The organism is Marinobacter profundi (genome assembly GCF_002744715.1).
Lineage (GTDB): Bacteria > Pseudomonadota > Gammaproteobacteria > Pseudomonadales > Oleiphilaceae > Marinobacter > Marinobacter profundi.
Genome location: NZ_KZ319371.1, coordinates 253,416 through 275,658, shown reverse-complemented (window position 1 = coordinate 275,658; position 22,243 = coordinate 253,416). Strand labels below are relative to the sequence as shown.

20 protein-coding genes and 1 tRNA gene are annotated in these 22,243 nt (G+C 60.5%); 15 read left to right on the top strand and 6 right to left on the bottom strand.

Features of this window, described 5'->3' with window-relative positions; translation table 11 throughout:
* Window positions 1-21 precede the first annotated feature (21 nt).
* The 3 genes from CLH61_RS11595 to CLH61_RS11585 all read left to right on the top strand — a co-directional run bounded on the left by CLH61_RS11595 (window position 22) and on the right by CLH61_RS11585 (window position 3,988).
* Window positions 22-672 carry a flavin prenyltransferase UbiX gene (locus CLH61_RS11595; protein ID WP_099614892.1) on the top strand — a complete coding sequence of 217 codons (651 nt, stop codon included), beginning with the start codon at window positions 22-24 and terminating at the stop codon, window positions 670-672.
* A 154-nt stretch (window positions 673-826) separates the two neighbouring features.
* The gene (locus CLH61_RS11590; protein WP_099614891.1) at window positions 827-1,966 is read left to right on the top strand and encodes an acyl-CoA dehydrogenase family protein; all 1,140 of its coding nucleotides are present in this window, start codon (window positions 827-829) and stop codon (window positions 1,964-1,966) included.
* Window positions 1,967-2,143: 177 nt separating this feature from the next.
* Window positions 2,144-3,988: a hypothetical protein gene (locus CLH61_RS11585; protein ID WP_099614890.1), complete on the top strand. Its 1,845-nt coding sequence runs from the start codon at window positions 2,144-2,146 to the stop codon at window positions 3,986-3,988.
* A 179-nt stretch (window positions 3,989-4,167) separates the two neighbouring features.
* On the opposite strand, the gene CLH61_RS11580 is transcribed toward CLH61_RS11585, so the two are convergent.
* Window positions 4,168-4,254, bottom strand: a tRNA-Leu gene (locus CLH61_RS11580).
* A gap of 241 nt (window positions 4,255-4,495) precedes the next feature.
* On the opposite strand from CLH61_RS11580, the gene rnr reads away from it, so the two are divergent.
* From rnr to alr, 8 genes are all read left to right on the top strand, one after another.
* Window positions 4,496-7,048 (top strand): ribonuclease R, encoded by a 2,553-nt coding sequence (gene rnr / locus CLH61_RS11575; RefSeq protein WP_099614889.1) that lies wholly within the window; start codon window positions 4,496-4,498, stop codon window positions 7,046-7,048.
* Window positions 7,049-7,051: 3 nt separating this feature from the next.
* Window positions 7,052-7,789, top strand: coding sequence for a 23S rRNA (guanosine(2251)-2'-O)-methyltransferase RlmB (gene rlmB, locus CLH61_RS11570; RefSeq protein ID WP_099614888.1), 738 nt, complete (start codon window positions 7,052-7,054; stop codon window positions 7,787-7,789).
* A gap of 209 nt (window positions 7,790-7,998) precedes the next feature.
* Entirely contained in the window at window positions 7,999-8,415 is a 417-nt protein-coding gene (rpsF, locus tag CLH61_RS11565; protein ID WP_099614887.1) for a 30S ribosomal protein S6, read from the top strand.
* A 28-nt stretch (window positions 8,416-8,443) separates the two neighbouring features.
* On the top strand, window positions 8,444-8,674 hold the full coding sequence (gene rpsR, locus CLH61_RS11560; RefSeq protein WP_071264330.1) for a 30S ribosomal protein S18: 231 nt from the start codon (window positions 8,444-8,446) through the stop codon (window positions 8,672-8,674).
* A gap of 30 nt (window positions 8,675-8,704) precedes the next feature.
* Window positions 8,705-9,571, top strand: a complete 867-nt coding sequence (locus tag CLH61_RS11555; RefSeq protein ID WP_099614886.1) for a YybS family protein — start codon at window positions 8,705-8,707, stop codon at window positions 9,569-9,571.
* Window positions 9,572-9,591: 20 nt separating this feature from the next.
* A complete protein-coding gene (rplI, locus tag CLH61_RS11550) occupies window positions 9,592-10,038 on the top strand; it encodes a 50S ribosomal protein L9 (protein WP_099614885.1) in 447 nt (148 codons plus the stop codon).
* 205 nt (window positions 10,039-10,243) lie between these two features.
* On the top strand, window positions 10,244-11,638 hold the full coding sequence (gene dnaB, locus CLH61_RS11545; RefSeq protein ID WP_099614884.1) for a replicative DNA helicase: 1,395 nt from the start codon (window positions 10,244-10,246) through the stop codon (window positions 11,636-11,638).
* The gene (alr, locus tag CLH61_RS11540) at window positions 11,638-12,714 is read left to right on the top strand and encodes an alanine racemase (protein WP_099614883.1); all 1,077 of its coding nucleotides are present in this window, start codon (window positions 11,638-11,640) and stop codon (window positions 12,712-12,714) included. The genes dnaB and alr overlap by 1 nt, the downstream gene beginning before the upstream one ends.
* Window positions 12,715-12,724: 10 nt before the next feature.
* On the opposite strand, the gene CLH61_RS11535 is transcribed toward alr, so the two are convergent.
* Window positions 12,725-13,084: a hypothetical protein gene (locus CLH61_RS11535; RefSeq protein WP_099614882.1), complete on the bottom strand. Its 360-nt coding sequence runs from the start codon at window positions 13,082-13,084 to the stop codon at window positions 12,725-12,727.
* A 253-nt stretch (window positions 13,085-13,337) separates the two neighbouring features.
* Between CLH61_RS11535 and CLH61_RS11530 the strand changes: the two genes are divergently transcribed.
* The gene (locus CLH61_RS11530) at window positions 13,338-14,219 is read left to right on the top strand and encodes a sugar nucleotide-binding protein (protein ID WP_099614985.1); all 882 of its coding nucleotides are present in this window, start codon (window positions 13,338-13,340) and stop codon (window positions 14,217-14,219) included.
* A 17-nt stretch (window positions 14,220-14,236) separates the two neighbouring features.
* Here CLH61_RS11530 and fnr read toward each other — a convergent pair whose 3' ends face one another.
* Window positions 14,237-14,983, bottom strand: coding sequence for a fumarate/nitrate reduction transcriptional regulator Fnr (gene fnr / locus CLH61_RS11525; RefSeq protein WP_099614881.1), 747 nt, complete (start codon window positions 14,981-14,983; stop codon window positions 14,237-14,239).
* Window positions 14,984-15,210: 227 nt separating this feature from the next.
* Window positions 15,211-16,419 carry a beta-ketoacyl-ACP synthase I gene (gene fabB / locus CLH61_RS11520; RefSeq protein ID WP_099614880.1) on the bottom strand — a complete coding sequence of 403 codons (1,209 nt, stop codon included), beginning with the start codon at window positions 16,417-16,419 and terminating at the stop codon, window positions 15,211-15,213.
* A 222-nt stretch (window positions 16,420-16,641) separates the two neighbouring features.
* Between fabB and CLH61_RS11515 the strand changes: the two genes are divergently transcribed.
* Window positions 16,642-17,166 (top strand): Mpo1 family 2-hydroxy fatty acid dioxygenase, encoded by a 525-nt coding sequence (locus CLH61_RS11515; protein ID WP_099614879.1) that lies wholly within the window; start codon window positions 16,642-16,644, stop codon window positions 17,164-17,166.
* Between the two features lie 44 nt (window positions 17,167-17,210).
* On the opposite strand, the gene ylqF is transcribed toward CLH61_RS11515, so the two are convergent.
* Complete coding sequence (ylqF, locus tag CLH61_RS11510) at window positions 17,211-18,116, bottom strand: ribosome biogenesis GTPase YlqF (protein ID WP_099614878.1); 906 nt, start codon at window positions 18,114-18,116, stop codon at window positions 17,211-17,213.
* Window positions 18,117-18,336: 220 nt separating this feature from the next.
* Between ylqF and CLH61_RS11505 the strand changes: the two genes are divergently transcribed.
* Both CLH61_RS11505 and CLH61_RS11500 read left to right on the top strand, forming a co-directional pair.
* Complete coding sequence (locus CLH61_RS11505; RefSeq protein ID WP_099614877.1) at window positions 18,337-18,780, top strand: Spy/CpxP family protein refolding chaperone; 444 nt, start codon at window positions 18,337-18,339, stop codon at window positions 18,778-18,780.
* Window positions 18,781-18,981: 201 nt separating this feature from the next.
* Window positions 18,982-21,036, top strand: coding sequence for a BCCT family transporter (locus tag CLH61_RS11500; protein ID WP_099614876.1), 2,055 nt, complete (start codon window positions 18,982-18,984; stop codon window positions 21,034-21,036).
* A gap of 60 nt (window positions 21,037-21,096) precedes the next feature.
* On the opposite strand, the gene lipA is transcribed toward CLH61_RS11500, so the two are convergent.
* Window positions 21,097-22,137, bottom strand: a complete 1,041-nt coding sequence (gene lipA / locus CLH61_RS11495; RefSeq protein WP_099614875.1) for a lipoyl synthase — start codon at window positions 22,135-22,137, stop codon at window positions 21,097-21,099.
* Between the last annotated feature and the right edge of the window lie 106 nt (window positions 22,138-22,243).

Below are 22,243 nucleotides of genomic sequence, written 5' to 3'. Positions count from 1 at the left end.
CGAAACCAGTGAGCCCTGATCATGACGACATCACCTGAATTCAGTCGCACGGTTAATCTGGCCGTAACCGGGGCCTCCGGTGTCCAGTACGGCCTACGCCTGTTGCAGTGCCTGGTTGCGGCGGACTGCCGGGTGCACGTGATGATCAGCCGTGCTGCCCAGGTGGTAATTGCTACCGAAACCGACCTGCAGTTGCCCGGATCCACTGCCGCCATGCAGGAGGCCCTGGCCTCCTATGCCGGAGCCCGGGAGGGCCAGGTGCTGGTGTTCGGACGGGAAGACTGGTTTGCGCCGCCAGCCTCGGGTTCGGGTGGCAAGGCGCCGCTGGTGATCTGTCCCTGCAGTACCGGCACCCTGTCGGCGCTGGCAACCGGAGCCAGCAACAATCTGATCGAGCGGGCCGGCGATGTTGCCCTCAAAGAGCGCCGGCAGCTCATTCTGGTGCCGCGGGAAGCACCCTACTCAGAAGTTCACCTCGAGAACATGCTCAGGCTTACCCGCATGGGCGCGGTTATCATGCCGGCCAGTCCCGGGTTCTACCATCGTCCCGAATCGGTTGCCGACCTGGTGGACTTCGTGGTGGCGCGCTTGCTGGATCACCTGGGCATTCCGCAGACCCTGATGCCCCGGTGGGGCGAGGCGCGCCTGCAGGCCCGGCAGGACCGCCGCTAGACCGTGGTTTGCCACCCGGCGCCCTGGCGCACCGGGATGGTGGCGGAAGGCGGTTTTGGTCATCCCGATTGATGGTTTTCATCATTGAGCAATCCCCGTCGGCGCCACAGACTTGTGTGACTACAACCACAAGCATGTCACACCGAGGTTCAAGATGATTCCACGTACACTCTTTGACGCCGACCTGGATGGGTTCCGCGATTCGCTTCGCAAGTTTCTCGAGCAGGAGGCCGTGCCTTACCATGCCCAGTGGGAAAAAGACGGCCAGGTCAGTCGCGAACTATGGCTCAAGGCGGGAGCGTTGGGCTTCCTGTGTCCGACCCTGCCGGAGGAGTATGGTGGCGTCGGGGCCGACTTCCGCTACAGCGCGGTGGTGATCGAGGAGATCTCCCGTGCCGGCTTGTCCGGCATTGGCTGGGGCCTCCATTCGGACATTGTGGCGCCCTATATCCTGCATTACGGCTCGGACGAGCAGAAACAGTACTATCTGCCGAAACTGGCGACGGGCGAGATGATCGGTGCCATTGCCATGACAGAACCCGGCGCCGGGTCTGACCTGCAGGGCGTCAAAACCACCGCACTGAAGACCGGCGATCACTACCTCCTCAATGGCTCGAAAACATTTATTACCAACGGGCAGCTGGCGGATCTGGTGATCGTCGTTGCCAAGACGGATCCGAAGGAAGGCGCCAAGGGCACCAGCCTGTTGCTGGTCGAGACGGCCTGGGAGGGCTTTGAAAAAGGCCAGAACCTCAACAAGGTGGGGATGAAGGCGCAGGATACCTCGGAGCTGTTCTTCCAGGACGTCAAGGTGCCGGCCAACCGCTTGCTGGGGGCTGGTGAAGGGCAGGGCTTCTTCCAGTTGATGCAGGAGTTGCCTGCGGAGCGTCTGCAGGTGGCGCTGGCTGCGGTCGCGGCAGCCGAGGCGGCCTGGCAGTGGACCCTTGATTACGTCAAGGAACGCAAGGCTTTCGGCAAGCCGGTCATCGCCTTCCAGAACACCCGCTTCAAAATGGCCGAGATGAAGGCGGATATTACCGCGGCACGGGTGTTCTGCGACCGCTGCCTCGAGCTTCACCTGGAGAAAAAGCTGGATATTCCCACCGCGGCCATGCTCAAGCAATGGACGACGGATCTGCAGTGCAAGGTAATGGACGAGTGCGTACAGCTTCACGGGGGCTACGGGTATATGTGGGAGTACCCGATTGCCCGTGCCTGGGCCGACTCCCGGGTGCAGCGAATCTATGCCGGCACCAACGAGATTATGAAGGAAATCGTCGCCCGCTCCTTCTGAGTGGGCCAGGATCGCTGCGGCGTTGGCCGTAGCCCCCTGATCGCCCGATTCCGGCTACGCCGTTACCGGAACCGGGCGGTTACCAAACTTTACAAATTGCCAAGCCTATCAAGGTTCGCTATCCCGACATCCCCTACAGTGTCCGTTCGGTCTCACAGATGGATTGCGGTTACTGACATGACACGCTTGCTTGCCTTCTCCCTTACTGCACTCATGCTTGCCGCTGCCGGCTGCAACAAGGAATCCACCGAGCTGCCGGTGGATGGTCGTGACTTTGACGGGGTCGGTTACAGCACGACAGCCGTCTACAGTGGTCGCGTCATCGACGGCTATCTGCGCGAGGCACGGGTGTGGCTTGATGTCGACGGTAACGGCCAGTACACGCCGGGCCCGCTGACACTGGCCCTGGATTCCGGTATCAACATTGTGCTGGAGGAGGGTGAGCCCACCGCCATGAGCGGTGCCGGTGGCCAGTTCCGGCTCGATATTTCGGGCCTGGCTCGGGACGCCGGCGAGGCCCCGGACCTGGATCCGCGAAGCTTTGCGCTGTTTGCCGTCGCGCTGCCCGGCCGGACCCTGGAGGAAACCGCGAGTGGAGATCGGCCGGTGGAGCGGGCGTTCTTGCTGTCCGCGCCGCCCGGGGTGAGGAATGTAACACCGCTGACCACGCTTGCCCGTCACCTGGGTTTGATGGGGGTGGCCCTTGGGGATGACTCCACCCGCGAGTTGGCAGCCTTGCTGGGTAGTATCAACCTGTACGGCGATTATGTCGTCGCCGGAGATCATCGTGCCCATGCCTACGCTAGGGCGTTTGCCCGCTACCTGGCTGGCCAGTTTCCGGACAGTGCCAACGCTGTGCTGGCGGCCGGGGATGGTACCGAAACGGTTCTGGGTGCCAGCGAGATTTTCCTGTTAGGTGCGTCACTGGTCCGCGGTGCCCCGGATATTCTCCGGGCCGTGGACGAGGCGGCACCGTCCGGACGCTATGACAATGTTGATGTCGCGGAGGTGGTGTTGCCGGGGGTGGCGCCGGATCTGACCAACCCGGTGCTGTTGCGGCGGCAGCGGGTGAGCGCGGTGCCGGACAGTGGCGACCTGCCGACCGGCAGTAGCCATCTGGCGATATCCGCGGAGCTGGTGTTCGATTACCAGGCCGACGGTCGGCTGATCTCGATCACTGCCGATGGCTGCATGATGCCATCCATGATAGAGATGGTTCGTCTCGCCAACGCCGACGGCCGTATGGCCGCCACCGGCACCCAGTGGCGGCCGACACTCTCCCTGGCACCGGCAAGCCGGACGTTTTTTGATCAGAAAGGCGCCGATGAGCGCCTGGCGTTTGACTGGAGTGCCCGCCGCGCCACCTTTGAGACCACGACAAGTTGCCAGCCAGGGCTGGCGGCAGGTTCGGAATTGGGCGGTCAGCCGGCCGTCACCTGGCAGTGGACACTGGATGGTGAAGGCCGGGTGGCCAGTATTACCGACGGCACACGAACCCTGATCCCGGACTACGGTCGCATCAGTGCCGGATTCCTCGGGTACCGGTTACAAGCGGGGGAGGTCCTGGAGGAGGAAGTCGCCGTTGTCGGGGAGCTGCAGGACTGTGAGGCCACCCTTGCGGCGGAAGTTATGGCGGCGGGCCGGGTGATCTCGGCGCAGCAGTCGTACACCTTTGCCGGCCATGATCCTCAGCCGGCGCAGTTTACCGCCTTGCAGCTGGACCTGGACCTTCGTAACGGATTTGATCGCCTGCTGGGTTACAGCTTCCTCGATCCGGCGCTGGCGGCGTCCGCCGGACTGCCGGACAGTAATGGCTTTCGCTGGCACTTCGTCTATCCGTTGCCGGGCAGCCTCCAGTATGTGGCCGATCAGCCAGATCTTATTGGTGAGGCGTTGTTGGCTGGCCATTCTGCAGACCTCAGCTGTGGTACCGACGTGTCCAGTCTGCCGTCATCACTGTTTGGGCGGGTGCAGTTTGAATACCAGACCCTGTCGGACTACCTGATCGAGCAGTTGCAGTAATGGCAGCGGTGCCGGAGCGGCGGCCTGTGGCGCCATGTTTCCGGCATATCTGACTGGCCAGCGCACAGACATGCGAAAAACCACCGTGCAGCAACCGCAAGTGGGCATTTTACGTTAAGTAAACGTTGATCTTGAGTAAGCAAGGGATTGGGTTTTCAGCCATTTCCTGGGGGAGGAAATGGTGCCGAGGAGAGGACTTGAACCTCCACGGGGTTGCCCCCACTAGCACCTGAAGCTAGCGTGTCTACCAATTTCACCACCTCGGCAGGTGATTTGCAGGTTCGCTGTTAGTTTATTGAAAACTTAGCGGTTCTGCCAGTCCGGTGAGGTGTTCCCCTCAACCGATGGCGCGTACTTTAATGATTCCCCTTTGGCCTGTCAAACCTTTTTTCAAAAATATTTTCGGTCCGGTTAGGCAGCCTTGCAGGAGGGGCGTTATACTCCTGACAACCTCAATGAAAACCGGGTGCTGCATAAAGCGGCACCGGTACCCGATAAAGGATCCGAATGGCTTCCAGGAAGAAATCAGACGCAGACCCCTATGCCCGCCGCGAGGCAGAAAAGTACGACAACCCCGTCCAGAGTCGCGAGTTTATTCTGGCTCATCTGCGTGAGCGCGGCGCGCCGGCAACCCACGAAACCCTGTGCCAGGAATTCGGCCAAACCTCCCCGGACAGCATTGAAGCCCTGCGCCGCCGGCTGATAGCCATGTGTCGGGATGGTCAGCTGATCTGTAACCGGCGGGGGGCCTACCTGCCTATAGATGAAGCGGACCTGGTGACCGGCAAGGTCGTCGGCCACCGGGATGGTTTCGGTTTTCTGGTGCCTGATGATGGGGGGGCGGACCTGTTCCTCAGTGCCCGCCAGATGCGCCAGGTGTTTCACGGTGACCGGGTGGCGGCGCGGGTTGACAGTGTCGACGACCGCGGTCGTCGCGAGGGTGTGATTGTCGAAGTGCTGGAAGCGAGAACCTGGCAAACCGTTGGCCGGCTGTTCCGGGAGAGTGGCATTTCGTTCGTGGTGCCGGAAAATGCCCGCATCAACCACGAGGTGCTGATTCCCGAGGAGCATTGCGGAGAGGCGTATCACGGCCAGTATGTGGTGGTGGAAATCCTCCGGCAGCCGTCAAAGCGCACCCAGCCTACTGGCAAGATCCTCGAAGTTCTCGGTGACCACATGGCGCCGGGGATGGAGATCGATGTGGCGATCCGCTCCTATGAGATTCCCCACAGCTGGCCGTCAGCCGTGGGTGAGCAGGCGGCGGCTATTCCGGCAGAGGTCGCCGAGAAGGACAAGGCCAACCGGGTCGATATCCGCAACATGCGGCTGGTCACCATTGATGATGAAAGTGCCCGGGATTTTGACGATGCGATTTACTGCGAGCCGCGCCCCCGTGGTGGCTATCGCCTCGTCGTTGCCATTGCCGACGTGTCGCACTACGTGCGTCCCGGCTCCCCGCTGGACGAGGAGGCCATTCGCCGGGGCAACTCGGTGTATTTCCCGGACCACGTGGTGCCGATGTTGCCGGAGAAGCTCTCCAATGGCTTGTGTTCGCTGAACCCGGATGTCGACCGGCTGTGCATGGTGGCGGACATGACCATCAGTGCGGCAGGCAATATCAGTGGCTATACCTTCTATCAGGCTGTAATGCGCAGTCATGCCCGGCTGACCTACAACAAGGTCAGCGATATGCTGGAACGCCCTGACACCGAGCAGGGATACCGGCTGGCGACCCAGTACGCGGATCTGCTGCCACACCTGCACAACCTGTACAGTCTCTACAAGTTGCTGCGTGAGGCCCGCACCGAGCGCGGGGCGATTGATTTCGAGACCACCGAAACCAAGATTGTGTTCGATGCCGAGCGCAAGATTGAGGAAATCGTGCCGGTGCACCGGAACGATGCGCACAAGATAGTAGAGGAGTGCATGCTGTGTGCCAACGTGGCCACGGCCCGCTTCCTCAAGAAATACAAGATTCCGGCGCTGTACCGGGTGCATGACGGGCCTTCGGAGGAGCGTCTCAGTAACCTGCGGCTGTTCCTGGGCGAGCTTGGCCTGCCGCTGGGGGGCGGAGACACACCGACCTCGGCGGATTACCAGGCGTTGCTGGGTCAGGTGGCGGAGCGGCCGGATGCCAATGTCATCCAGATGGTCATGCTGCGTTCACTCAGTCAGGCGGTCTACAGTCCGGAAGAGAGCGGGCATTTCGGTCTCGGGTATTCGAGTTACACCCACTTTACCTCGCCCATCCGGCGCTACCCGGACCTGATTGTGCACCGGGCGATCAAGTCCTGCATCCATAACCCGGGTGCCAACAAGGATGTGGTCGCGCCCAAGGTCGCTGATCCCGAGCTGGCGGTATATCCCTACGATTACGCCAGCATGGAGCAGCTGGGCGAGCATGTCTCGATGACCGAGCGGCGGGCCGACGATGCCACCCGCGATGTCATGGCATGGCTCAAGTGCGAATTCCTCAAGGATCATGTGGGTGAGGAATACGACGGTGTTATCGCTGCGGTGGTGCCGTTTGGTTTCTTTGTCGAGCTGTCGGATATCTACATTGAGGGGCTGGTCCACGTTTCCACGCTCAGTGGCGATTACTTCCATCATGACTCCGCCAAGCATCGTCTCATCGGTGAGCGCACGGCGGTCAGTTTCCGTCTTGGTGACGAGGTGCGGGTAAAGGTGGTGCGAGTGGGGCTGGAAGATCGCAAGATTGACCTGGAGCTTACCAGCACGCCGAAGCGCCGCAAGGCGGATCTTGCCGCGCTGGACGTGCCGGCTCGTGGTGACAAGGGTAAAGGCAAGGGCCGTGATCGCGGTCGCGGTAAGGGCGGTGACTCTGCCGGCGCCGGGCGTCCGAAATCTGCCAAAGAGCAGTTGGCAGCGGAGGCCGCCCGCGAGGCGGCAAAGAAGTCCCGTGGCTCGGGGAGCGCCCGGAAGGCCGTCGATGGTGATGCCAAGGGCAAGTCCGCTGGCAAGAAAAAATCCCGTGCCGGTGCCTCTGGTGGCAAGTCCGCCCGTGGCCGATCCCGCAAGCCTGCAAAATCTGGAAGTTGAGTCGTGACTGATAATTATGTATTTGGCTGGCACGCTGTCGAGGCGGTGCTGAAGCGAGAGCCTGATCGTCTCCAACAGGTGTGGATTCAGACCGGGCGGCAGGACAAGCGGGTGAAATCAATCACCGACTCCCTTGATGAGCTGGGGGTGCGCTGGAGTGTGGTGCATCGCAAGGAGCTGGATGAGCGGGTTGCCGGCGTTCATCAGGGCGTTGTGGCAGCGGTCAGTGAGAGTCGTGAATGGTCCGAGGATGATTTGCTGGCGCACATGGCAAGTCCGGGTGTCACCCCTTTCCTGTTGATCCTGGACGGAGTGACCGATCCCCATAATCTGGGTGCCTGCATGCGCACCGCCGATGCGGTGGGCGTGCAGGCGGTGGTGGTGCCCAAGGACAAGTCGGCGTCTCTTACTCCGGTAGCGCGCAAGGTAGCCTGCGGCGCTGCCGAAACCGTGCCGCTGGTAAGGGTGACCAACCTCGCCCGCTTTTTGCGTAGCTTGCAGGACGCCGGAGTGTGGCTGATCGGCACGGCCGGCGAGGCTGCGGGTACGCTCTACGAAGCGGATTTCCGTGGGCCGGTGGCCCTGGTGATGGGCGCAGAGGGCAAGGGAATGCGTCGACTGACCCGTGAACACTGCGATCTGCTGGTGAAGATTCCCATGCTCGGGCATGTGGACAGTCTGAATGTCTCGGTGGCCACCGGCGTCTGTCTTTACGAAGCCTTGCGCCAGAGGCTTGCATAGTCGCTTCGACACGCCTAAAATGCCTGACCCCTTTTTCAAGGGGCGGTGTTTTATTGTCTGAAAACCTGTTTTCGGCAATTAAACCCGGCTTTGAATGAAAGCGAAATAACCGACAGCGAGTCTGTCACCTCCTTGCTTCTTCTGGCACCAGGTTCCCGCTTTGCGGAGCTGCATACCGGGGGAGGCTGTTTAAACCGTAGGGAGAACTCATGCGTCACTACGAAATCGTATTTATGGTACACCCTGATCAGAGCGAGCAGGTGCCCGCAATGATCGAGCGTTATACCAGCGTCATCGGCGAAGATGGCGGCAAGGTACATCGCCTGGAAGATTGGGGCCGTCGTCACCTGGCTTACCCGATCAACAAGATTCACAAAGCCCACTACGTCCTGATGAACGTTGAATGTTCACAGGCCGCAATGGACGAGCTGACTCATAACTTCCGCTTCAACGACGCTATCATCCGCGACCTGATCATCCGTCGCGACGAGGCTGTTACTGAACTGTCTCCGATGAAAGCTGCCGAGTCCCGTGAAGACCGTCGTTCCGGCGGAGACGACCGTCCGCGCCGTTCAGCCGATTCTGACGACCGTCGTCAGGCTGATGCCCAGGACGAAGAAGAGTAAATTACCACCGGAATTGAGGAGTTAATTCATGGCTCGTTTTTTCAGACGTCGTAAGTTCTGCCGGTTCACGGCAGAAGGTGTTAAAGAGATCGATTACAAAGATCTGGACACCCTGAAAGGCTACATCACAGAAACCGGCAAAATCGTGCCCAGCCGTATCACCGGCACCAAGGCACGTTATCAGCGTCAGCTGGCTACCGCGATCAAGCGCGCCCGCTTCCTGGCCCTGCTGCCGTACTCGGACAGCCACGACAACTAAGTAACACATAGAACGACAGGACTCGGGACCATGCGTGCACTGGCACAGTTTGTAATGCGCGGTCCCCTGCAGGCAGGTGGGGTGGCAGCCGTTACGACGGCGATACCCTTGCTGTTCTGGATTGGCGCAGCCGTTGTTGGCCTGGTCATTCTCAGGCTGGGTCTCAGCCAGGGGCTCAGTATCGGGCTCTGGGCGCTGCTGCCGGCGCTTGGCTGGAGCTGGATCGGGCAAGACCCGACCGCACTGGCCGTGCTGCTGCAGGTGACACTGATGGCGACCGTTCTCAGAGCAACCCTGTCCTGGGAGAAGGCCCTCCTTGGAGGCAGCTTTCTTGCCATTGCCACAGGTGCCTTGTTGCCTGTGTTGTACCCCGACATGCTGGACAACCTGGTCCGCGCCGGGGTGAGTTTTTACGAACAGTACAACGCCGAAGTTGCCCGCAGTCTGGGTGACGAGCTTGAGTCGGTCATCCGGCAGAGCATGAACGCCAGTATGACTGGCACCTTCCTGGTAACAGGGGTGCTGATGACAATGCTGGCGAGGTCATGGCAGGCAGGCTTGTACAACCCTGGCGGGTTCCGGGAAGAGTTCCATGCTTTCCGGCTGTCTGGCCCGGTCGCCGTGCTCTGTGTGGCGATCATGCTGGCAGGGTCGTTTCTCGGCCTCAATTCGCTGCTGCTGAGCTGGGCCTTTGGCCTGCCGCTGTTCATCGCGGGTGTGGCGCTGGTGCACGGGGTGGTTGGACGTAAGAACATGAGTGGGCAATGGCTGGTGATGTTCTACATCGCCCTGGTCCTGCTGGGTCCGAGCCTGATGGTTCTGTTACTGGTTTTGGCGTTTGTGGATAGCTGGCTGGATTTCCGGGGGCGGATCAAGCCCTCCGGGCCGGCTGAATAAAGCACGAAGAGGTTAACGAGATGGAAGTTATTCTGCTCGAGAAAGTTGCAAACCTTGGTTCACTGGGTGACAAGGTCAAGGTAAAGGCCGGTTACGGTCGTAATTTCCTGCTTCCTTACGGCAAGGCTGTTGCTGCCACGGAAGACAACCTGAAGGCGTTCGAAGCCCGTCGCGCCGAGCTGGAAAAGTCTGCTGCTGAAAAGCTGGCGACTGCCCAGGCTCGCGCCGAAGCACTCGAAGGCGCTTCCTTCACCATCAGCTCCAAGGCAGGTGACGAAGGTAAGCTGTTCGGCTCCATTGGCGTTCGCGATATCGCGGAAGCCATCACTGCGGCCGGCACGGAAGTAGAGAAGAGCGAAGTTCGTCTGCCGGAAGGCCCGATCCGCGCGATCGGCGAGTACGAGATCGAACTGCAGCTGCACTCTGACGTGGAAGTTACCGTTAAACTGGCGGTAGTTGCCGAGTAAGCAGTACGTTAAAGAGATCAAACCGGGCGCTGTCTGGCCAGGTTTGAGCTCGGGAATCCGTCGGGCGGCCATGCTGCCGGGCGGATTCCGGAAACAGGCCCGGGTCGCAAATGCGGCTTCCGGGCCTGTTGCTTTCTGATATGCTTGTACGCTCCGGCGTGCGTCCGGTATTGGCATTTCCCTTGAGATTACTGAAGACCCGTTCATGGCAAATCTGAATCTGCGACCTACCACCGATCTTGAAACCAGCCGGGTAAAGGTTCCGCCTCACTCCCTTGAGGCCGAGCAGGCGGTGATTGGTGGCCTGATGCTTGATAACCGCCGTTTTGACGAAGTATCGGAGATTATTACCTCTGCCGATTTCTACCGTCAGGATCACCGGCTTATTTTTGGCGCGGTTGAGCGGCTGGCCAGCGAAAGCGAGCCCATGGATGTGGTGACCCTTGCCGAATTCCTGGAACGGGCAGGGGATATTGAAGATGCCGGCGGGCTGAGCTACCTGGCAGAGCTGGCGGAGAAAACCCCGGGGGCTGCCAACATCCGCGCCTATGCGGAAATTGTGCGTGAGCGCTCGGTGCTGCGCCAGCTGATTGAGGTGTCCGGTGGTATTGTTGACTCGGCATTTAATCCGCAGGGGCGCACCAGTGATGACCTGCTGGATGAGGCGGAGCGCAATGTTTTCCGTATTGCCGAGTCCCGCACCAAGAAAGGCTCAGGCCCCCAGGCCATCAATCCCATCCTGACCAAGGCTCTGGGGCGGATTGAAGAGCTGTTTGAATCCGGCGATACCATCACCGGCCTGACCACCGGTTTTACCGACCTGGACGGCCAGACCTCCGGTATGCAGCCAGCGGACCTGATCATCGTCGCAGGTCGACCCTCCATGGGTAAGACCACCTTCGCCATGAATATTGTGGAGAACGCCCTGCTCAGTTCCGGCCAGCCCATCCTTGTGTTCAGTATGGAGATGCCGGCAGACTCGATCGTCATGCGTATGTTGTCGTCACTCGGGCGCATTGACCAGACCCGGATGCGCAGTGGCCGGCTGGAGGAAGATGACTGGCCACGGTTGACGTCGGCGGTGTCCCTGCTGAAGGACAAACCCCTCTACATTGATGACACCGCGGGCCTGAGCCCGACGGAAATGCGCTCGCGGGCCCGCCGTATTGCCCGGGAGAACGGGGGCAAGCTGGGTCTGATCATGGTGGATTACCTGCAGTTGATGCGGGTGCCGGGAATGACGGAGGGCCGGACCGCGGAGATCTCCGAAATCTCGCGTTCCCTCAAAGGCCTCGCCAAAGAACTCAGTTGCCCGGTGGTTGCGCTGTCCCAGCTCAACCGGAGCCTCGAGCAGCGGCCCAACAAGCGACCGGTAAACTCGGACCTGCGGGAATCCGGAGCGATCGAGCAGGACGCCGACGTGATCATGTTCGTCTACCGGGACGAGGTGTATAACGAAGACACGCCGGACAAGGGCGTCGCCGAGATTATTATCGGTAAGCAACGGAATGGTCCGATCGGCACCGTACGACTGGCGTTCATTGGTAAGTTCACCAAGTTTGAAGATCTTGCCCATGGCGACTATCGCGAGGAATACTGATGCCCCGCGCCACCGTCGCCAGGATTGATCTGGCCGCCATCCGCCACAACTTCGGTCTGGCCCGGCAGTTTGCCGGCGGTGCCCGTGCCATGGCGGTGATCAAGGCGGATGCCTATGGCCATGGGATTGCCCGCGTGGCCCGGACACTGGCGCCGGACGCTACCTGTTTTGCGGTAGCGTGTATCGAGGAGGCGCTGGCGATCCGGGACGCAGGTCTGGCCCATCCGGTGGTGTTGCTGCAGGGGGTGCATGCGGCCGGGGACATGGCAACCTGTGCGGCGCAAAACTTCGAGCCGGTATTGCACAGCGGGTATCAGCTCGACTGGTTGGCGGCGCAGGCTGCCGGCCCGGCGTTCTGGATCAAGGTGAACACCGGAATGAACCGGCTGGGCTTTCGGCCTGCCGAACTGTCCCGGGTGATGGCGGTCCTGGCAGGGCGCAAGTCGGCGTTCCTGGGTTTTGTCACCCACTTTGCGGCGTCCGATGAAATGGACAATGACGCCACCCGCCAGCAGACCGCGGTGTTTGCCGATGCGGTGGCCCCCTGGCCGGATGCCGAGCTGAGCGTGGCCAATTCGGCGGCTCACTTCCGGGATGGCCAGCCCCTGTTTACGCGCAGCCGTCCCGGGATCATGCTGTACGGTGCCTCGCCGATGGCGGAGCGCAACGGCAGTGACCTCGGGCTGCAGCCGGCCATGTCTTTGGAATCAAACCTGATTGCGGTGCGGACCCTCGCTGCCGGAGATGCGGTGGGTTACGGTGCGGCCTGGCGGGCGGAACGGGAAACTCCGATGGGGATTGTCGCCATCGGTTATGCCGACGGCTATCCGCGCCATGCCGGTAATGGTACCCCGGTGTGGGTGAAGGGCCATCGTGCAGCACTGATCGGCCGGGTGTCGATGGATATGCTGGCCGTGGACTTGTCGGCGGTTCCCGATGCCCGCGAGGGGGATCCGGTCGAACTCTGGGGCCGGAATGTGAGTGTGGACGAGGTGGCCCGTTGTGCCGGCACCATTTCCTATGAACTACTCACTGGCGTGACAGCCCGGGTGCCCAGGCTGTACCACGGCGGCTGACCGGTCCGGTTCAGGCGGCGGGATCGGGTTCGTGGATGATTTCCTCGATAAAGTCGAGGATGTTGGCCAGGCTGCGGTCATCGAGCTTTTTCAGCACCTTGTGGATAACCATTTTGCTGCCTTTGAGCATGCTGCCAATGCCCATCTTCGCCATGCTCATCATCATGTTGCCGGCGCGCAGGCGGCGCAGCGGTTCGAGAAAGAAAAAGTCGAGGCCGGATTCAGTCAGTTCCACAATCAGATTGTAGAGGGTGTCGATGGCGTCCTTATCGGCCTTGCCCCTCTGGCGCAGTTCGTTGACCGTGTAGAGCGCCCTGGTGCGCAGCTCATCGGGAATTGGCGCTACGATATGGCTTTGTTGTTTCAGCATAAATAGTCCTGTTGTATGCTCGGCAGAGATTCCGTTGTTGGCAGTCGGGTTTATTGTAGTGGGCCGGCTCCGGCTGCCATTGGCTTGAAAGGAAAGCATACCCTGTCATATCAGTGATAGGACAAGGCCGTATTGTCAGCCTGGGGCGGCGGGAGGAAAGTAGGGTAAGCGCGCGCCAGGAGTCTGCCAGGAATACGGAAAACGAAACGGGCCCACTGGTCGTTAAACTGGATATTGGAGTTGGTACTTGTCGGTGAATGTTCTGGTTGTCCATGATTATGGCCCTCTCGGGCGGATTCTGCTTGAGCGACTCAAGCAGACGTCCCTGCATATCAGTCCGCTGCTGGTAAGCGAGCCGCACCGGGCGGACCTGTCAGCGCTTGCCAACTGGGTGCCGGCAGATACCGACCTGATCGTGAATGCACTCTGGGATACCGATCCCGAGTCGGCGGAGCAGAACCCGGAAGCCGTTCACCGTGCCGCCTTCTCCATACCCATCGCCCTGGCCGAGCACGCCAGGGCCCATAACATGGCAATGTTCCAGCTGTCGTCCTGCTACGTGTTTGATGGCCGCAAACAGAGTGCCTACATTACCTCCAATCCCGGCCAGCCGGTCAGTCAGCTTGGCAACTGGCAATGGGAGTGTGAGCAGGCGCTACGCACCCTGTTGCCGCGGCATATTATTTTGCGCACGGGCTGGAGTCTCGGGCGGTTCATCCGCAAAGTGGAAGCCTGTGCTGCCTCCGGAGAGCACGTGCGGCTACCCGGTAAGGTCCGTGGGCAGCCGGTGACCTACCGTGATCTGGCGCGAGTGATTGTGGCAATTCTTCAGCAGCTGGATTGTGGCGCGGAAGTCTGGGGCACCTACCAATACGCCGGTGCCGAAGAGGTGTCGCTCTACGAACTCGGGCTGGCGATTGCCGAGCTCAAGGGAGTGCCGCCCGGGGTGCGGGTGGTGGATGAGGCTCAGGAGTGGGCTGCGCTGGAGCCCGGGAATGCCACGCTCAACTGTACCAAGATCCGCAACACGTTCGGCATCAAGCAACAACCCTGGCGGACCGGGCTCGCCGACGAACTGGATGCGCTGGTGCTGGGGGGAGAGATTCGACTGCTGGGAGAAGCCGCCGGCGGTTGACCGGCGGTCATGGGGTATCAGCAGCGCTGGCGAGAGGATTCCCGGGTGACCAGTTGCAGCGCTTCGATATCGAGCAATTCCACTTCGCGGCCGCGCGCCCGGATCAGGCCCTGATTCTGGAAGCGGGTGAAGACCCGGCTGACGGTTTCCACGGCAAGACCGAGGAAGTTGGCAATGTCGTTCCGCGCCATGGGCAGGCTGAACTGGGTCGGTGACATCCGGCGGCGCCCAAATCGGCTGGACAGCGACAGCAGCAGGGCCGCAATGCGTTCCTCGGCGGTGTTCTTGCTGAGCAGCATTGCCAGCTGGTGGCTGTTCTGGATTTCCTGGCTCATCAAGTGGAAAAAGTGATGTTGCAGCTCGGGAATCTTGTGGGTCAGCTCTTCCAGTCGGTCGACCGGCAATTCGCAGACACTGGTCCGCTCCAGGGCCTTGGCTGAACAGGCATAGGCATCGCTGCTCATGCTGTCGAGGCCAACCAGTTCGCCGGGCATGAAAAAGCCGGTGACCTGTTCTTCGCCGGACTCGGTAATAATCGACGTCTTGATCGCGCCACTGCGCACCGCAAAGCATGAGCGGAACGGTGTGCTCTGCTCGAAAACCAGCTCGCCACGGTTAAAGATGCGACCCTGCTGGACGATGTCTTCCAGGCGATCGAGTTCGTTTTCGTTAAGGGCGAGTGGCAGGCACAGGTTGCTCAGGCTGCACTGATGGCAGGAAGCTTTGAGCGGGGAGACCTGACGGAGTGTGATCGGTTGAGCCATGGTAGACGAACCCGCCTGTTTGATTCATATCAAGTGCGTACCTTAATACGAACAGGCACCATTGCCAATGAGTAATGTCGTTGACAGCCGGTTTTTCCCTACGACTTATGGCCATTGGGGGTGTCCTGGGCCAGCCGGTGACGGCAATCTGCAGGTCGGGTGACGGAGCGGGGTGGTAAGGGGAAGAGACAGGGCCGGCGATAACGTTATCGCCGGCCCGTGACCGGTCAGATCTTCTGGAACACCAGAGACGCGTTGGTGCCGCCAAAACCGAAGCTGTTGGACATCACCGTGCTGAGGCTGGCGTCCTGAGCTGCGGGTCCCACAATGGGCATGCCGGCAAGGTCGGCGTCCGGGTTGCTCAGGTTGGCGGTACCGGCAATAAAGCCGTTCTGCAGCATCAGCAGTGAGTAGATCGCCTCGTGTACACCCGCTGCGCCGAGCGAGTGGCCGGAGAGTGACTTGGTGGACGAGATGGCGGGCACCTTGTCACCAAACACGTTGCGGACGGCCTTCATCTCGGCCACATCACCCACCGGCGTGCTGGTACCGTGGGCATTGATGTAGTCGATCGGGGCATTGACCGTTGCCATTGCCTGCTGCATGCAGCGCAGTGCACCTTCACCGGATGGTGCCACCATGTCGTGGCCGTCAGAGGTGGCGCCGTAGCCGGTCAGTTCGGCGATGATGGTCGCGCCACGCTTGCGGGCATGCTCCAGCTCTTCCAGTACCACCATGCCGCCACCACCGGCGATGACGAAACCGTCACGGTCGCTGTCGAACGGGCGTGAGGCGGTGTGGGGTTCGTCGTTGTACTTGGTGGACAGGGCACCCATGGCGTCAAACAGCATGGTCAGGCTCCAGTCCTCTTCCTCGCCGCCGCCGGCGAACACAATGTCCTGCTTGCCGGCCTGGATCTGTTCCATGGCATGGCCGATGCAGTGGGCACTGGTGGCGCAGGCGGACGACATGGAGTAGTTGACGCCGCGGATCTTGAACGCGGTCGCCAGGCAGGCGGATACCGTGCTGGTCATGATGCGCGGCACCATGTACGGCCCGATGCGTTTCACGCCCTTCTCCCGCATCAGGTCAACAGCTTCAACCTGGCTGGAGCAGGAAGCGCCGCCGGAACCGGCGATCAGGCCGGTACGGTCATTGGAAATCTGGTCTTCGCTGAGGCCGGCCTGGGCAATGGCCTGCTCCATGGCAAGATAGCTGTACATGGCGGACTGGCCCATGAAACGCCGGAGCTTTCGGTCGATGACCGAGGTGTCCACGTCCACGGAGCCTGAGACCTGGCTACGGAATCCCATGTCACGGTAGGTTTCGTTAAACCTGATGCCGGATTTTCCGGTTTTCAGGCTGTTCAGCACCTCATCAGTAGAGTTGCCAAGGCAGGACACAATGCCCATTCCGGTAACCACAACCCGTCTCATACTATCCTCCTTCCCGTCCCGCCGGCGCAGACCGCCGGGGACTTTAGTGTCAGTCATTCCGGGCCCAAGTGTAGGCGTTTTGTCCGTTTTGCGATATTTGACCTTGGTAAGGGGCATCTGTCCCGGTACATAATGGCAATTACGTACAAGGGTCGACCTGAGAAACCGAAGCCGGTGAGCCAAGGTCCCGAAACAACATCCGCTAACAAGAAGGAGAGTCCCGTGCGAAGCTTGTCCGAATTTCTCGCGGCTTATGGTGAAAGTCACCAGAACCCGCTGAACCAGTGGGTTCATATCGTCTGTGTGCCCGCCATCCTGATCTCGACCCTGGGCCTGCTCTGGCTGGTGCCGGTGGGGCAGTGGCTGGGGCTGGCCGAAACCACGGCATTCTGGGTAAACGGCGCCACGATCGTGGCCGCGTTGTCTGGGCTGGTCTACCTCAAACTGTCGGTGGGGGTGCTGGTGCTGATGGCTGGCTGGTTCGCGGTATCGCTGTGGGCGATCCTGGCCGTGCTGGAGGCGGGGTGGTCACTGTTGTGGACCAGCCTGGTGGTGTGGCTGGTCGCCTGGGCAGTACAGGTGTATGGCCACAAAGTTGAAGGTAAAAAGCCTTCGTTTGTGGAAGACCTGGTGTTCCTGCTGATCGGACCAATCTTCGTCAGTATTGAGTTTGCCGCCAAGCTGGGCCTTCCTGTGCCCCACGCCCAGGGCAGCCATCACCACGATCGCGGCACCGCCGGTCACTGACGGCTTGCTGCGGAGCTGTCCATCCGGGACAGCTCCGCGCCCCGTTACTTCTTCTTGCGGGCAGCGTTGCTGGCTTCCTCTTCCGCCCTGGCGGCCTCGTAGGCGCGGGTTTCTTCTTCGATCATCGCCGGGGTTTCCAGGGAAATCCGCCCGAGCTTGCCTGCGCGGAGTTCCGTGAGCAGCACTTCTGCCACCTTGTGGAGATCGGGAATGCCGCCGCGGGAGAAGAAACGACGCTTTTCCGCAATGGCGTCCATCAGTGCCAGGCCATCCCGCGGGCGCTGGTCGAGCTGGTAACGTTCCATCACCGCGTCGGGATAGGCCTGCAGCAGGTAATCCGCGGCGAACAGTGCAACGTCCTCAAAGTCGATCACCGCGCTGCGAATGGCGCCACTGACCGCCAGGCGATAGCCGCAGGCCTCCGGGCTCAGTTTGGGCCAGAGGAAACCCGGAGTGTCATAGAGCAGGATGTTGTCCGGCAGCTTGATCACCTGCTGTGCCCGGGTAACCGCCGGTTCATTGCCGGTCTTGGCTGCCGGGCGACCGGCCAGGGTGTTGATCAGGGTGGATTTGCCGACATTGGGGATGCCGAGAATCATCACCCGCAATGCGCTTTTCTGGCGGTCATGGGATGGCGTCATCTCTCCGGCCAGCCGAAGGATATCCAGTGCCTCCGCCCGCTGGTTGTGGGTCAGGGTGACCGCCCGGACGCCCCGTTCTTTTTCCAGCCATGCCTGCCACTCGGCGGTCACCTCCGGATCAGCCAGGTCACGTTTGTTGAGTACCTTGATCAGCGGAGTATCACCCCTCAGGGCCGGCACCAGCGGATTCTCGCTGCTGAACGGAATGCGGGCATCCACCACCTCGATGAGGAGGTCCATCTGGGGCATGACCTTTTTGATCTCCTTGCGGGCCTTATGCATGTGCCCGGGAAACCAGTTAATCGCCATCTTGTGTACTCCGGCTGTTGTTGACCGGCGCCATTATGGACGGGAATGACCAAACTTTCACATTTGTTGTAACCCCCGCGTGGTGGAGGCTGGCGGGGTGCAGTCTGTGATACATGTATAAAAAGAAGGCGCGTCGGGATGCAACCGGGTGCCGGTTTGATTTAGGGTAGTGGGCCTGAGAACCGCATGTAACCCGAAAAAGATCGATGGAGATCACTCTATGAAGCTCGTAAAACTGTTCGGAATGGCCCTGATTGTTTTGGGCCTGGCCTCTCCGGTGATGGCGCAGCAGGCCCAGGGGCAGCCGGACCAGGTGGACCAGTTGGCTAAAATGGTGGGCCTCAGCGAGGACCAGCAGAAGGAAATCCGCGGCATCATCGAGCAATCACAAGGTGAGATCCGCGAGCTGCAGGTCGAAGCACAGCAACTGCAGCAGCAGATCCAGGGTCAGATCAAACCGGACTTCGATGAAGCAGCGATCCGCAAGGACTCGGCCAGGTTGGGCGAGCTGACCGGCGAAATGACTGCGCTGTCTACCCTGATGCAGGCGAAAGTGGATGCAGTCTTCACTGAGGAGCAGCGTGCCGAACTGGACAAGCGCATGCAGCAGATGCAGCAGCAAATGCAGCAACAGCGCCAGATGATGCAGCAGCAAGGCCAGTAACCGACTGATCCGGTACGGGGTAACGCCCGTACCACTCAGTAATTCCCGAAGAACCGCCGCAGCTTTTGCTGGCTGGCGGTTTTTTGTTGCCTGCGCCCTGACCGCGGTCGGTGTTCCGGTTCCTTGCGGCTGCCGGAATAATCGTTGGCTATACTCAGACAGGCAATTGGCTGAGCCTCAACGGAAACACGGAAGGACTGTATGACAGAAACCAAGAAGTCGATGCGTTCAACCATTCTCATGCCGGTATTTCTTCCGGCGGTGGCGGTTACCCTGTTGCTGGTGATCGGTACTATAAGCAATCCCGAACTGGCCGGGCAGGCTTTCAGTTCTACCCTGGCGTGGATTACCGAAACCTTCGGTTGGTTTTACATGCTGGCGGTAGCCATTTTCCTGGTATTTATAGTCGCAGTGGGCGCCTCGAGCTGGGGCAATATCAAGCTGGGGCCGGATCATGCCGAGCCGCAATACAGTTTTGCCGAATGGTTCGCCATGTTGTTTTCTGCCGGTTACGGTATTGCGCTGTTGTTCTTCGGTGTGGCGGAACCGGTCCTGCACTATGCCTCCCCGCCGGTCGGTGCACCGGAAACCGTCGACGCGGCCAAACAGGCCATGCAGATTGCCTTCTTCCACTGGGGTTTCCATATCTGGGCCATTTACGGTCTTGTGGGCCTGGTGCTGGCGTACTTCGCCTTTCGTCACGGCCTGCCGCTGTCTATCCGGTCGGCGCTCTATCCGCTGGTGGGTGAGCGAATCCACGGTCCGATCGGACACATCGTTGATGTGTTTGCCATCCTTGGAACCCTTTTCGGTATCGCCACGACACTCGGGTTGTCGGTGGCGCAAATCAACGCCGGCATCAACTACCTGTGGCCGGGAATTCCGGTCAGCACCACGGTGCAGATCATCGCCATTGCCGTCATAACCGCGGCAGCGACCTTCTCGGTGGTCGCGGGAATGGACAAGGGGGTCAAGCGCCTGTCCATCCTCAATATGGTGCTGGCGGTATCGCTGATGCTGTTCGTGTTCGTGGTCGGGCCGACGATTCACATCCTGGAAACCTTTATCCAGAACACCGGCAGTTACCTCAGCGGGATTGTCGAGCGCACCTTCAACCTGCAGGCCTACAGTCGCAGCGACTGGATTGGTAACTGGACCCTGTTTATTTTCGGCTGGACCATTGCCTGGGCGCCGTTTGTCGGCATGTTTATTGCCAAAATCAGCCGTGGTCGAACCATTCGCCAGTTCGTCTTCGGTGTCATGCTGGTGCCGTCCATTTTCACGTTCCTGTGGTTCTCAATCTTTGGCGACACCGCCCTGAACCTGATCATGAACGAGGGGCTCAGCACTCTGATCACCAACGTGCAGGAAGACCATGCGGTAGCCCTGTTCCGGCTGTTCGACGAATTGCCCTGGTCCTTCTTTATCTCCTTGCTGACGGTGCTGCTGATCATCACCTTCTTCGTTACCTCGTCGGACTCCGGCTCCCTGGTGATTGATTCCCTGGCCTCCGGTGGCGTGATCAACACCCCGGCCTGGCAGCGGGTGTTCTGGGCAGTCCTGGAAGGCGCCCTGGCTTCGGCATTGCTGCTGGCCGGTGGCCTCAGTGCGCTGCAGACCATGACCATTGCCAGCGCCTTGCCCTTTGCCATCATCATGCTGATTGCCGCCGTCGGCATGTGGCGTGCGCTGATCATTGAGGGCCACCGGGAGACCAGCCTGCAGGCTCACATGACCAGCAATCGTCACATGACCGGATCCCAGTGGAAGCATCGGCTTGCCGCAATCGTAGAATTCCCCGGCCAGCATGAAGTGGAAATGTTTATCAAGAATACGGTGATGAACAGTATGAGAGCGGTGGAGAAAGAGCTAAAAGACCGCGGCTGGCAGGCTGTAGCCGAGTTTGATGCGGACCTGTGCCGATCCCACCTGACGGTGCACCGTGAGCACCACGTCGATTTCGTCTATGACATCCGGCTGACCGAGCATCCGATGCCCGGATTTGTCTACGGCGAACTGAAGCGCGATCCGGATGAGCTGGAGGTGTACTACCGGGCGGAGGTCTATCTGCGTCGCGGTGGCCGGGCTTATGATATCTATGGCTACGACGAGCACGATGTCATCAAGGACATTCTCGATCAGTTCGAGAATTACCTGCACTTCCTTGATATCTCGCCCGGTAAGCTGCCCTGGGATATGGCCGAGCATGACGACATGCTGAATACCCCGGAAGACCCGGAAGCCGGTAAAGCCTGAGGGCTAAGGTGCCAATGCGGCTTCCCGACGCCCTCCGACAGCCGAATCAGTGCAAGGTTCTCAGTCGAGAACCTTGACCGGAATGGCCAGTGAGGGATCGGGGGCCGGGACGGCGGGCACCGCCAGGCCGAGATTGTTTTTCTCGAACACCCGGTCAGCCCGGTAGCTGGAGCGAACCATCGGACCGGATGGCACCTCCATAAAGCCTTTCGCGAGGCCAAGTTCGCGATAGCGGTTGAAGTCTTCCGGTGTCACGTAGCGCTCGACCGGCAAGTGATTGGGTGTGGGGCGCAGGTACTGGCCAAGTGTGAGGATGTCCACGCCGATGGCACGGAGGTCATCCATGGTTTCGAGGATTTCTTCCTCGGTTTCGCCCAGGCCCAGCATCAGGCTGGTCTTGGTCAGCACGTCCGGCCGGTGTTGCTTGGCATGGGCCAGCACGCTGAGAGTCTTTTCGTAGCCGGCGCGAGGGTCACGTACCCGGTGGGTCAGGCGCTTGACGGTTTCCACGTTCTGGGCAAACACGTCCAGCCCGGAGTCCACCACCTTCTCGACGTCGCTCATCACCGCATCGAAATCCGGGGTGAGGGCTTCAACGGCCACTTCCGGAGTGCGGGTCTTGATGGCGGCAACGCAGGCAGCGTAATGGCTGGCGCCGCCGTCGGCCAGGTCATCCCGGTCCACCGAAGTCAGTACGATGTAACGCAGCCCCATCAGCTCGACAGACTTGGCGGTATTCTCCGGCTCGTCCGGATCCAGCCAGCCCTTGGGGTTGCCGGTATCCACCGCACAGAATTTGCAGGCGCGGGTGCACACGGAGCCCATCACCATGATGGTCGCAGTGCCGCTGTTCCAGCATTCACCGATGTTGGGGCAGTGGGATTCCTGGCAGACAGTGCTCAGCCGGTGCTCATTGACATTGCGCTTGACGGCATCAAAGCGTTCACCCCCGGGCATGCGGGCGCGCAACCACTTGGGCTTCCGCTCCGGCGGAACCTCTGCGTTGGCGGACCGTTTGATGCCGTCCTTGATGGCAGAAAATCCTTGTTCGTTGCGGAATTTGGAACCACTGCTAACGCGGGGTTTTGCGCCGTCGCTCATGACAACCGGACTCTTTTGACTGCGGGGAATGGGCTTACCAGAATACTGCGGCAGACCAGGTGACACAAGGCGGATAGGGGTAATCCGCGCCCCGTGGGCTACGACT

What these genes read in the sequence shown, in the direction of transcription:
- CLH61_RS11595 (WP_099614892.1), top strand. Translation starts at nt 22, where the DNA reads ATGACGACATCACCTGAATTCAGTCGCACGGTTAATCTGGCCGTAACC.
- CLH61_RS11590 (WP_099614891.1), top strand. Translation starts at nt 827, where the DNA reads ATGATTCCACGTACACTCTTTGACGCCGACCTGGATGGGTTCCGCGAT.
- CLH61_RS11585 (WP_099614890.1), top strand. Translation starts at nt 2,144, where the DNA reads ATGACACGCTTGCTTGCCTTCTCCCTTACTGCACTCATGCTTGCCGCT.
- rnr (WP_099614889.1), top strand. Translation starts at nt 4,496, where the DNA reads ATGGCTTCCAGGAAGAAATCAGACGCAGACCCCTATGCCCGCCGCGAG.
- rpsF (WP_099614887.1), top strand. Translation starts at nt 7,999, where the DNA reads ATGCGTCACTACGAAATCGTATTTATGGTACACCCTGATCAGAGCGAG.
- rpsR (WP_071264330.1), top strand. Translation starts at nt 8,444, where the DNA reads ATGGCTCGTTTTTTCAGACGTCGTAAGTTCTGCCGGTTCACGGCAGAA.
- CLH61_RS11555 (WP_099614886.1), top strand. Translation starts at nt 8,705, where the DNA reads ATGCGTGCACTGGCACAGTTTGTAATGCGCGGTCCCCTGCAGGCAGGT.
- rplI (WP_099614885.1), top strand. Translation starts at nt 9,592, where the DNA reads ATGGAAGTTATTCTGCTCGAGAAAGTTGCAAACCTTGGTTCACTGGGT.
- dnaB (WP_099614884.1), top strand. Translation starts at nt 10,244, where the DNA reads ATGGCAAATCTGAATCTGCGACCTACCACCGATCTTGAAACCAGCCGG.
- alr (WP_099614883.1), top strand. Translation starts at nt 11,638, where the DNA reads ATGCCCCGCGCCACCGTCGCCAGGATTGATCTGGCCGCCATCCGCCAC.
- CLH61_RS11535 (WP_099614882.1), bottom strand. Translation starts at nt 13,084, where the DNA reads ATGCTGAAACAACAAAGCCATATCGTAGCGCCAATTCCCGATGAGCTG.
- fnr (WP_099614881.1), bottom strand. Translation starts at nt 14,983, where the DNA reads ATGGCTCAACCGATCACACTCCGTCAGGTCTCCCCGCTCAAAGCTTCC.
- fabB (WP_099614880.1), bottom strand. Translation starts at nt 16,419, where the DNA reads ATGAGACGGGTTGTGGTTACCGGAATGGGCATTGTGTCCTGCCTTGGC.
- ylqF (WP_099614878.1), bottom strand. Translation starts at nt 18,116, where the DNA reads ATGGCGATTAACTGGTTTCCCGGGCACATGCATAAGGCCCGCAAGGAG.
- CLH61_RS11505 (WP_099614877.1), top strand. Translation starts at nt 18,337, where the DNA reads ATGAAGCTCGTAAAACTGTTCGGAATGGCCCTGATTGTTTTGGGCCTG.
- CLH61_RS11500 (WP_099614876.1), top strand. Translation starts at nt 18,982, where the DNA reads ATGACAGAAACCAAGAAGTCGATGCGTTCAACCATTCTCATGCCGGTA.
- lipA (WP_099614875.1), bottom strand. Translation starts at nt 22,137, where the DNA reads ATGAGCGACGGCGCAAAACCCCGCGTTAGCAGTGGTTCCAAATTCCGC.